11 protein-coding genes are annotated in these 9,987 nt (G+C 67.9%); 4 read left to right on the forward strand and 7 right to left on the reverse strand.

Annotated elements, in window-relative coordinates; translation table 11 throughout:
• Window positions 1–42: 42 nt before the first annotated feature.
• The gene (locus tag ALLO2_RS16250) at window positions 43–258 is read left to right on the forward strand and encodes a hypothetical protein (RefSeq protein WP_023841132.1); all 216 of its coding nucleotides are present in this window, start codon (window positions 43–45) and stop codon (window positions 256–258) included.
• A 772-nt stretch (window positions 259–1,030) separates the two neighbouring features.
• On the opposite strand, the gene ALLO2_RS16260 is transcribed toward ALLO2_RS16250, so the two are convergent.
• The 5 genes from ALLO2_RS16260 to ALLO2_RS16275 all read right to left on the reverse strand — a co-directional run bounded on the left by ALLO2_RS16260 (window position 1,031) and on the right by ALLO2_RS16275 (window position 5,034).
• Window positions 1,031–2,872 carry a radical SAM protein gene (locus tag ALLO2_RS16260; RefSeq protein ID WP_035733145.1) on the reverse strand — a complete coding sequence of 614 codons (1,842 nt, stop codon included), beginning with the start codon at window positions 2,870–2,872 and terminating at the stop codon, window positions 1,031–1,033.
• A complete protein-coding gene (locus ALLO2_RS16265) occupies window positions 2,856–3,662 on the reverse strand; it encodes a hypothetical protein (RefSeq protein ID WP_011437280.1) in 807 nt (268 codons plus the stop codon). The genes ALLO2_RS16260 and ALLO2_RS16265 overlap by 17 nt, the downstream gene beginning before the upstream one ends.
• A gap of 48 nt (window positions 3,663–3,710) precedes the next feature.
• Window positions 3,711–4,316 (reverse strand): ATP-binding protein, encoded by a 606-nt coding sequence (locus ALLO2_RS24675; RefSeq protein WP_023841129.1) that lies wholly within the window; start codon window positions 4,314–4,316, stop codon window positions 3,711–3,713.
• Complete coding sequence (locus ALLO2_RS16270) at window positions 4,313–4,642, reverse strand: recombinase family protein (protein ID WP_035733191.1); 330 nt, start codon at window positions 4,640–4,642, stop codon at window positions 4,313–4,315. The genes ALLO2_RS24675 and ALLO2_RS16270 overlap by 4 nt, the downstream gene beginning before the upstream one ends.
• 44 nt (window positions 4,643–4,686) lie before the next feature.
• Window positions 4,687–5,034 (reverse strand): hypothetical protein, encoded by a 348-nt coding sequence (locus ALLO2_RS16275; protein ID WP_011437277.1) that lies wholly within the window; start codon window positions 5,032–5,034, stop codon window positions 4,687–4,689.
• Window positions 5,035–5,404: 370 nt separating this feature from the next.
• Between ALLO2_RS16275 and ALLO2_RS16280 the strand changes: the two genes are divergently transcribed.
• Complete coding sequence (locus ALLO2_RS16280; RefSeq protein ID WP_201783639.1) at window positions 5,405–6,715, forward strand: DNA-binding protein; 1,311 nt, start codon at window positions 5,405–5,407, stop codon at window positions 6,713–6,715.
• On the opposite strand, the gene ALLO2_RS16285 is transcribed toward ALLO2_RS16280, so the two are convergent.
• Window positions 6,712–7,431, reverse strand: a complete 720-nt coding sequence (locus ALLO2_RS16285; protein ID WP_011437275.1) for an HAD family hydrolase — start codon at window positions 7,429–7,431, stop codon at window positions 6,712–6,714. The two genes, ALLO2_RS16280 and ALLO2_RS16285, sit on opposite strands and share 4 nt — an antisense overlap.
• 1,073 nt (window positions 7,432–8,504) lie before the next feature.
• The gene (locus ALLO2_RS16295; RefSeq protein ID WP_023841126.1) at window positions 8,505–8,813 is read right to left on the reverse strand and encodes a hypothetical protein; all 309 of its coding nucleotides are present in this window, start codon (window positions 8,811–8,813) and stop codon (window positions 8,505–8,507) included.
• Between the two features lie 92 nt (window positions 8,814–8,905).
• On the opposite strand from ALLO2_RS16295, the gene ALLO2_RS16300 reads away from it, so the two are divergent.
• Together ALLO2_RS16300 and ALLO2_RS16305 are read left to right on the forward strand one after the other, a co-directional pair.
• Complete coding sequence (locus tag ALLO2_RS16300) at window positions 8,906–9,433, forward strand: NUDIX hydrolase (protein WP_011437272.1); 528 nt, start codon at window positions 8,906–8,908, stop codon at window positions 9,431–9,433.
• The gene (locus ALLO2_RS16305; protein ID WP_023841125.1) at window positions 9,430–9,654 is read left to right on the forward strand and encodes a hypothetical protein; all 225 of its coding nucleotides are present in this window, start codon (window positions 9,430–9,432) and stop codon (window positions 9,652–9,654) included. The genes ALLO2_RS16300 and ALLO2_RS16305 overlap by 4 nt, the downstream gene beginning before the upstream one ends.
• Window positions 9,655–9,987: the final 333 nt, after the last annotated feature.

The raw sequence follows: 9,987 nt of genomic DNA on the forward strand, positions 1-9,987 counted from the left end.
CCCCTACCTTAGCGAGGGTGCTGCGACCAGACCTACTTTCCCGTGCTTGAGGCGACCATCGGCCGGCCGTACGCCTTGTATGTCCACGGCAACAGCGACACGACCGGTGCGATCCGTGGGGTCGAGACCATCGCGACCGGGCTGAAGTGGAAGCGCCTTCGGGAGCCGCTGTCGACCATCGGCGAGGTAGATGCCGCTGTACGCGAGGCCTGTTGGGAGCTCGGCGCCACAGCTGCGGCCAGCCTGATGGACGATTGACCCGGGCGTGCCGGTATGGCACTGAACGTGACCGCACGGCGCACGCGACTTTCCTCATGTTTTTGCGGCCAGATCTACTACCCGTGCCTCGACGTGGCGGTAGGCCGGCCGTACGCGCTGTCCACGGTAGCGCGGTAGGTCCACGGCAGTAGTTATACGACCGGCGGGACTCGCGCCGTCGCAACGATCGCCACCGGACTGAAGTGGAAGCACCCCACGAACCTTTTTCGATCATCGTCGAGGTGGACGCGGCTGCCCGCGGAGCCTGTCGGGAGTTCGGCGCCACGGCAGCGGCCAGCCTGATGAAGAGACCTGGAGGGACCGGCCGAAGGCGAGTGCTGTCTGGACGCGTCAGCGGACGGGAGGCATTGCGTGCCAGGGGTCCCAGGTGGACCAGGCCTGCCAGTTCGGCAGGCCGTCGTCGCACAGCCAGTTCCATGAATGCCAAACCGTGCCGTCTCGGTCTATACCAACGAGCTCTTGGTGGCGGTCGGAGTGGGAGCCGGCGGCGATGGCGGTGAGCCACCCGGTCCGCACGGGGCGGGTGGTCGTGTCGGAAGCGACGGTCAGGCGCTGCTCTGCTCCGGTAGCGGCATGTGTGGGGGCGTGGTGTCGTCGCGTGGAGTGNTCATGTCCGTCCAGTCCGACCAGCCGGGCTCGGGCCAGTACCACCGGTGTCGCATCCGGCCGGTGGCGTCGAGCGCGTATACCTCCAGGTGACCTTCGGTGAGGGAGGACACCGCGATGTCCGTCGCTGTCATGCCCAGGCGGGTTAGCTTGTGCCAGTCGGACCATTGCGGTTCGGGCATCCACCAGCGGTGCCAGACCTCGCCCTCGACGAGGACGAACAGTTCCTGGTGGGCTCGTCCATGGGAGCCCACCGCGATGGCGTCGAGTGGCCGATCCCAGGGCCCGGCCATGTGGTGCCAGTCGGACGTACGTAGTCGGAAGTCCCGTTGAGTTGATCGACGTTGGCGGTGGCTGNGGGGNCTGGGTGTGGCCTGATGGTCTCCGTGGGTGANGGTTCGCTGGTCGGGATNGTTTGCTGNGGTGCGTGGCGGTTGTCGAGTCGGGTGTTTGCGGCGTTGCTGGTGGTGAGGCGCTGGCGGATGTGTTGGTGGAGAACGGCCGTCTGCGAGTCGAGCTCGCGGAGCTGAGGACGGAGCATGCCCGGCTGCTCGCGGGACAGCTCCACCAGGGCCGCACGCACCTCATCCACGGTGGCCTCCCCGAATTGGATGTTCACGGAGAAGTTGAACTCATCCCGACCGCGCATGGCCTCGTCGAGCCCGCCTTCGGTGAGGTCAACGGCGGTGTAGGCCAGCAGTTGCGCGGGCTGGTAGCGGCCGGTAGCCACGATGCGGTCCCACTCCGGCGTCCCCGGATACGGGCGGAACTCGAAGACGGAGGCCCGGAAGTTCCCCGGCTGGCCGTCGGCCACCTCCCACAACTCCCTGACGTGGCGGACGGTGGCCGCCAGCTCCTCCCGCGTCTCGGTGGGGAAGCCCAAGATGAAGTATCCCTTCACCGAGATGCCGCGCTCGTTGAGGCGGCGGACCACGGAGCGGGTCATGTCCGGGGTGATCCGCTTACCCATGTACTTCAAGAGCCGTTCACTGCCGGACTTGACGCCCAGGGCAACTTCGCGCAGGCCGTTGGCGGCCAGCACATCCAACAGGGCGTTGTCGACCCGATGCAGGATGTTGATGCGGCCGGTGGCGTCCCAGACGAAGCGGTCCCCGAGGCGAGCGGCGGTGAAGGCCTCCATGCACTGGCGGATGAACCGCTCGTAACCGAGAAAAAGATCATCGACGAAGCGGAAGGCGGTCACGCCGCCTGTGGCGTGCAGCACCTCCATCTCCGCGATGATGCCGGCCGGGGTGCGGGTGCGGATGGTGATGTCTGGGTTGGCGCTAACAGCAGCGCCGCAGAAGGAGCAATCGTAAGGACACCCGCGGGCACCGACCATGTTGGCCTCGACGCGGCCGTCTGGCGCCTGGTACGGGTCGCCCACCAGAAACCGGCGGTCGACGAAGGGCAGGCGGTCCACATCCGGGCTCAGGTGGTGGCCCGCGCCCGGACGGCCGCCGGTGACAGGCTGGCGAAGGATGGGATCGAGCCACATCACGCCGGGCAGGTCGGCGCGGGAGCGTTTGTCCTGCAACAGCTCAGCCACGCGGGTCTCGCCCTCGCCCAGCACCAGGGCCTCCAGCGCCCCGAAACGGGGGTCGGTGATGATGGCGGCAGGCATGGCCTTGGCCTGGTGCCCGCCGATCATGACCATGATGTCCCGGTCCAAGCCGGCGGCGATTTCGGCGCTCACCTCGTAGGTGGGGGCCAGGAGGTTGAAACCGGCCCAGCGCGGTCCGAGGCGGTTCACCAGTTGATAGGTCTCTTTGACGCCGAGCCCCAAAGCCTCGGCGTCGAGCACGCCGACGTTGAAGCCTTGGGCCGCCGCGTAGGTTGCGATGTAGGCCATGCCCAACACGGGCAACGTGAAGTCGTTTACCCGTGGGCGGACGCCGTAGTCACGCAGCGGGGCGTTAATAAAAACGGCGTCGAGCGGCTGGTTCAGGTCGGCGCCCAGGACGGGGCCGTCATCCAATGTCTCCACGGTATGAACCCCAAGCGAGGGTCAGTATGGTCAAGGTTGATAGGTGTTCCCCCGCCAGATGCCGCCACTGGGCACCGAAGGCACGCTCATTGTTGAACCAATGGTGCGCTGGGGCAGCTCGCCCCGCCCACGTGCGTACGGCCAGATCGGCGTAGGGGTAGAGGTCCCAGGTATTGGTGTAGTCAGCAACAGCAGCGCCGGCCGTCCAAGGGCCAATCCGCTGGACGCTTTGCAATTCGTCGACCAGGGCAGCCAGGGGTAGGCGGTTCCAGTTTTCGCCGTGGGCCAGGTAGGCCGTAGCGGCGGCCCGCAGCGCTGGCCGCTTGAAAGCTAGCCCTAGTTCTCCGTACTGCTCGTCGTCTAGCTCTAGGATTTTTTCGGGGCTCGGAAACAGGCCGAACGCGCCACCGTCCGGCAGCGCCACTTGCTCGCCGTGGGCCGCACATAGTGCCCGGTAGAGCTTCTTGGATTGCCCCGCCCGGATGACTTGACGCAAGATCGCGGTCGCTAGGGCCTCCCACAGCGAGGGGTTGCGGAAACGTCCCACCAGCCCGAGGCCAGCCAGCTCCTTGGCGAGCTCCGGCACTTCGCTAGCTGCTCCCTCCGGCAAGCCGAAGACATCCGCCAGCGGCTCCGCCGCCTCATCGCCCAGTGCCGCGAGCGTCAATTTGCCGCCGTGAACCTCCGCCAAGACCGGGCCGCCAGGCAACGCAAATACGCGGCGTACCCCATCTGCTGCGGGAAGCCAGGCGGGGTACTCGGTCATCCAGCGGTCTGCGGCAAACGGCATGAGGAAACTCCGGAAGTACGACGGTATTGGGCGAAGATATTGGCGCTATTATCTCATGGCGTCACTCCGGGGTAGGCGACTGTCCAGGGCTTGCAGGCCAGCGAGCACCCGTTTTAGAACTGCCATGTCATCGAAAACCAACCCAGGATCGGCACGTGCAACCGTAGCCCGACGGTGCGGGAGAAGCGGGTGCGACTCCTGGGATTCGGGCGGTGCCGGTGCCTCAATCTGGCACCAGGTCACTTTGCCAACTCCGGTGGGTGATGGGTAGTAGGCTGCCGCCGTGCTCAGGGCTTCGACAATGTGAAGGCCCCGGCCACTCTCACCGTGAAGATACTGAACCTGAAGTTCGGGCGGCTTCGGGTTGCGATCCCAGACTTCAAGTATGAGGCTCCCGGCGGCCCAACTGATGCGCATGGATACGATGGGCCTTGAGCCGCCGCCGGAACTTTGGGTGGCCCGGACGGCATTAGTAATGAGTTCTGAAATCAACAGGGCCGTGGTGTCGAGAAGATCNGTAAGCCCCCAGTCCTCCAGCAGCTCGGCCGCCGCTTGCCGCGCCAAGGCCGGGGCCGTGGTGGTGGTGGTGAACTGGTGGACGCTCGCGCGCAGGTGAGCGGCTGGCTGGGGTGCAGTGCTGGCCGGAAGGTTCATGTCGACCTCGGCGAAGGGACGGCGGGCGTTACGGTGAGCACCCGCGCGCCCAACACCTCGATCTCCACTTCGATGGCCTGCCGGACGGCGGGCAAGGGAGAGAGGTGATCGAGACTTGCCACCAGGACCCCGGCGGCTTCCGACCTCATGACGGCTTCGAGGAGGACCGTGAGGCCGGGACGCACGATGCGCCCCGGGGGAATGGAACGGTCGACAAAAATTTCTGCCAGGGCCAAGCCTTCGGCCTGCGCGTGGGCGGTGAGCTGGTCGTGGAGCCGGTCGATTTCGGCTTCGTCGGCGTGCTCGGAGCTGATGTAGCCGTACACCGTCCGCGCCGACTGGCACTCCGCCGAGGACGGCGGGCGGCCGTTCATGAGGCGGTGAAGCGGGTGGTGGCCTGGCTGCTCGGAAGGAACCCCGGCCAGATGAGGAAGGCCCGGCGGGACAGGCTAGCGGCAGGGGTGCGGCGCTGGCGGGCCAGCATCCGCCGCGCCTCGCCGTGCAACCGGCGCAGTTCCGCGGTGACGGCTTCGGTTCGCTCTTCCAAGGCTGCCTGCTGTACAGCGGTGGTGGGCAGGTCGCCCGCGTCGCAAGCGAGGACGACGCCAGCGGCTTCCAGCCGTCCCAACGCCGCCCCGAGCCCTTCGGCGATGAGCCGCAGCGCCGCACTGCCCAGCGGCCCCAGTACGGAGTCTTGCCTTCCGGTGTTTGCATCCACCGGTGCCTCCAATCCTGGCAGGAAGATCCACTGATGTGGACGGGCGCCCGAGGCCGGGGAGCAGGGTCCTCTACCCGGCCCCGGGCGCCTTGGTCCTCAGCGTGAGCGGGCGGGACGGATGCGGCCATGCCGGGCCATGTATGACGGCTATACGTGCCGCCTCCAGTTCCCCACCTGGCGTGACCAATGCCCCTTTACACTGCTGCCGAGCGCACTTGGATGACCACGAGTGGAAGCGGCCGGGGGCATGGACAGGGCATCAGGCCGGTACTGCCGCTCCTGCGGGAGCCGTCTCGCCCGCGACAACGCGGCCGGGTCCTGTGCCCCCTGCCAGCGCAAACAGGAGCAGCTGCGCCTTCAGGCCCCGGTGGTGCCTGATCACTTCTGGCAGACCGATGAACTACGCGACGCCCTGGCCAGCTGGCACATGGGCCGGGTGATCGCCGCCTACCGCCGCAACCCCTGGCACGGCCGGGTGCTGGCGCAGGAACTGGTTGGCGGCTGGGCCGACCTCTCCCAGGTGCAGCTATCCCGCATCGAGTCCGGCCCGCCGATCAAGGACCTGGACCGGCTGATGATGTGGGCGCGCACCTTGCGCATCCCCGCTCATCTGCTGTGGTTCCAGCTCCCCGAGCAGCGCCCCGCACCTGTAGCGGCGGCCCCGACGCCGCCGGTACCCGCGGGGCCGGACCTGCCGGCGCTGCTGGGCAGCCTGACGGCTGGGCGCCTCCCGTTGGCCGCCGGCGAGACCCGTAGCCCCACCATCGGCATTTCCGCCTTCGAGGGCATGACTACGGGCCAGAGCGCCGAACTGCTGCTGCAATTGTTCTTGCAGCTTGACGACGAGTTGGGCGGCGACAGCCTGTATCTGCCCCTATCCCGGTACGTGGCCCGGATGGCCGTGACGGTGGAGCAGGACCCCGGTGATGGTTTGCTCGCTTTCGGCCAGCTCGCCCAGATGACGGGGTGGCTGGCGCTGGACGCTGACCACCACGCCCAGGCCCGCCGCTACTTCACCACCACCATCTACGTGGCCCATGAGAGCGACGAACCGGGCCTGGCCGCCAGCGCCCTGGGTTATATGAGCCTTCAGGAGACCTACCGGGGGCGGCGGGGGCCGGCGCTGTCGCTAGCGCAAACCGCGCTCGCCTCCGGGACGGCCGGGCTTACGCCGCTGACCAAGACGATGTTGGGTACCCGCCTGGCTCGGGCCCAGGCCGGCGTTGGCGACCAGGACGGCTGCCGCCGCACCTTGGACGCCGCCCGTACCGACTTCGAGGCCGCCGGCCACCGGGACGAGCCCATGTGGGTGTCCTACGTCGACGAGGTAGAGGTAGCCGCCCAGGAAGGCGCCTGCCTGCTGGAACTGGGCCAAACCGGCGAGGCCGCCTCGGCGCTGACGCAGGCCATTGGCCTGCTTACCCAGCGCACACCCCACCGCATCCGGGACCAGGTGCATTACCTGTCCCGGCTGGCGAAGTGCCACTTGAAGGCGGGCGACGTTGAGCAGGCCTGCCAGACGGCGGCCGATGCCCTCTCCCTGAGCGAAGCCATCGGCTCGACGCGGGTAGCTCTGCGCCTGAAAGAATTTGCGGACGGGCTTGAGCCCTTCGGCACCGTGCCCGCGGCGCGGGACTTCGGCGAGCGGTTCCGCCTGGCGACCGCTGGCCCCGGCAGTTAGCCCACGAGGCCGAAGACGGCCGCTTGGAGGGCGCGGGGCCGGGTGAGGTCCGGCAAAACGGCTTCGGCCCCAGCGGCCTCGAGGTCCGCCACGGTGCTGCCGCCGGTGGCAACGCCCACCGCCCGCACACCAGCATCGTGGGCGCCCTTGACATCGTGCGGCGTATCCCCGATCACCACCACCCTGGGCCGGGGGAAGCTCACCTGGTGGGCGGCCTCGGCCCGCTTAACCGCCAGCCGGACCAACACGGCCCGGTCGCTGTCGTCGTCGCCGTAGCCGCCCACGGCCAGGTCTAGATGCTCCGTGAGCCCGAAGGCGGCCAGCTTGACTTCGGCGATGGAGTGCAGGTTGCCCGTCACGACAGATTGCACAACACCATCGGCAACGAGAGCCGCGATGGCCTCCCCAGCACCGGGCAGGCTGCGGCCGGCGCCCCGCATCCGGTCCTGGAGCTGCCGGGCCGCCTCGCCCAGGGCGTCGTAGAAGGCCGGTAGCAGCGGCTCCGGCTCGGTGATCCCGCCGAGTTGGAGCGTCTCGATAATGATCGCCCGCTCCGTGCGGCCGGTCATGTCGGCCAGCTGTTCCATGGGGCTGCCCGTTACCAGCTGGTAGGCGCGGGCGTAGATGTCCCGGCTGACGCCCTTGATCTCTAGCAGGGTGTGGTCGACGTCCCAAAGGATGAGGGCCGGTGCGGTCACCCGGTCATGATCCCACATCGAAGGAACGGCGGGTGGTGACCGCCGGCTCCCGTCCGGTGGACTTTTGGCCGCTACACTCTCGATCACGTTGATACCCAGGCGGCATCCCACGGGAGCGATCACATGCCGGAGCTGGCCGCGCCTTACTGCGAGTGCGGCACCCGGCTGGCCGCCGACAACGCCGGCCCCCGCTGCACCGGATGCCTGGGGCGAGTCCGCCGGGAAGCCGAAGGCCCGCCGGCGCTTCCGGATCACTTCTGGCAGACCGATCAACTCCGCGACGCCTTCGCGGCCCAGCACATCGGCCTGATCTCCGTGGCCTACCGCCAAAGCCCGTACCACCGCCGGCCCATCAGCCAGGAGCGGCTTGGTGGGTGGCTCAATTTGACCCAGGCCCAGGTGAGCCGGATCGAGAGTGGCCCGCCCATCCGGGACTTGGACCGCCTGACGCACTGGGCCAGGACACTTCGGCTGCCGCCTGCCCTGCTTTGGTTCGACCTTCCCGGGCAACCGCGGGTACCCCTGGCGGCGTCTTCCACGCCGGCCTGGATGGGTGGACCGGGTTACGGCTCCATCGCTGCCACCGTCGAGGGTGGAGCCCTGGAGACGATCCGCGCCGCCGCCCTGGCCTTCCGGGCTGCCGACCGCCAGCTCGGGGGCGGGCGGCTGTACCCAGTGGTAGTGCGGTTCATCCAGACCGAAGTTGCTCCGCAGCTGGTGGGCCACCAGCACCCGCCGTCGGCGGTATTTTCGGCGGCCTCNTCGCTGACGGACATGGCCGGCTGGCCTACGACGACGAGCGGGGCGACCTCGCGGGGCAGCACTTCGTGCAGGCCTTCGGCCTTGCCACCGCCGCCGGCGACCAAGCCCTGAGTGCCCAAGCCCTCGTGAGCCAGAGTCACCTAGCCTTGGAGGATGACCGTCCCCGCGACGCCGTCCGGCTGGCCGAGGCTGGCCTTGCCCTGGTGCCGGATGATCCGGGCTGCGGCGCATTGCGTACCCGGCTTCATGCCATGAAGGCCAGGGGCAGCGCCTTGGCCGGAGCACCGGCCGACTGCTTGACCGCCCTCCGGGCCTCCGTACTGGAACTGTCACGTGCCGCCACCGGTGGCCACGAGTGGCTGAGCCCATTCGACGAAGCAGCGCTGGCCGCTGAGGCCGCCATTTGCTTGCGGGATCTTCGTGACCTTGCCGGAGCCGAGCGCCAGGTTGCCCGCGTGCTGGAGCTTCGAGGCCCCGACCGGGTTCGTAGCCGGGCCTTCGGGAACCTGACCTTGGCCACGGTGCGTCTTGGGGCCGGCGACCTTGAGGGGGCGTGTGAAGCCGGCGGCCAGGTGCTCGACGTGACGCCGCATCTGGCATCCGATCGCGTCGTCGGCCAGCTTCGGGCCCTTGGCCACCGGCTTGAACCTCACGGAGCTGTTGGGCCCGTAGCCAATTTTCTTGGGCGGATGACCACGACGTTGCCACGACCCCGGCCGGCTGAGGCTTCATGAACATCGAACAGGAGTGGGAGGCCAGCTACGCCGGCCGCGATGCCGCCGAGTTCGCCCACCTGGCCGAAGGCAACGCCCGCCAGGCCCGCAAGCGGGTATCGGCTGATGCTCTGATCCGCGACGAAGCCGGCCGCCTCCTGCTGGTTGATCCGACATACAAGCCGGATTGGGATCTACCGGGCGGGATGGCTGAAGCCAACGAGCCGCCGCGGGACGCCCTGCGGCGCGAGCTGAAGGAAGAACTCGGTCTTGATCCGCAGGTGGGTGACCTGCTGTGCGTGGACTGGGTTTCACCGCATGGGCCGTGGGATGACCTGCTGGCCTTCGTCTTCGACGGCGGCGCCCTCACCCAGCAGCAAGCGCAGGGGCTGCGCTCCGTGGACCCGGAGCTGGCGGCCGTCCGCTTCTGCTCCCCGGAGGAGGCGGCCCAGCTACTCCGGCCGTATGTATGGCGGCGGGTACACGTAGCACTCGCCGTGCTGGGCGGAGGAGGTGTCCGCTACCTCCAGGACGGCCATAGTTGACCGTCCTGGTGCTGCTGGGACGGTCGTTCAACAGAAGTACAGGCACTTTGCACCAGCCTGCCGCCCTCGACAACTCCGCGCGAGCCTGGGCGGTGGAGCTGGCCCGCGCAGCCTGGCGCATGTTCGTCGTCGTCTGCCTGGCCATCGAGGTCACGCATTGCGTCCTGAGTGGTCGCAAGCGGCCCCGGCACCGCCGCTTGCCGAGCATCCGGCCGCCCTGAAGCGGCGCAAATGAAAAAGCGGCTGCCCGCTGGAACGGGAGCCGCAATAAGCACTAACGGAAAAACTCACTCTTAGCTTACCGGGCATCCGGATGTCGGTCAATGCCTTTCGTCANCCTACCCCTCCCCTTACAAGTCAAAGGGGTCGCGGCCGGTGCTCGGCTAAGAGGGACAGTAAACAAGGAACTCCGCCATGAGCGCCTTCATGGTATCTAATACACACATTGATGCCCTCCTCACAGCTGCTCTCCATTTCGGCACGCAACTTCCCTTGTCCTGGTATGACACCAAAGAGAANCCCGCNGAGGGCTACCAGNGAGGAGCNCCNNGGGG

Origin of the sequence: Frankia sp. Allo2 (assembly GCF_000733325.1) — a bacterium.
Lineage (GTDB): Bacteria > Actinomycetota > Actinomycetes > Frankiales > Frankiaceae > Frankia > Frankia casuarinae.

Bases quoted from the DNA above. Each gene is read 5' to 3' on its own strand.
- ALLO2_RS16265 (WP_011437280.1), bottom strand. From the start codon at position 3,662: ATGCCGTTTGCCGCAGACCGCTGGATGACCGAGTACCCCGCCTGGCTT.
- ALLO2_RS16285 (WP_011437275.1), bottom strand. From the start codon at position 7,431: ATGTGGGATCATGACCGGGTGACCGCACCGGCCCTCATCCTTTGGGAC.
- ALLO2_RS16300 (WP_011437272.1), top strand. From the start codon at position 8,906: ATGAACATCGAACAGGAGTGGGAGGCCAGCTACGCCGGCCGCGATGCC.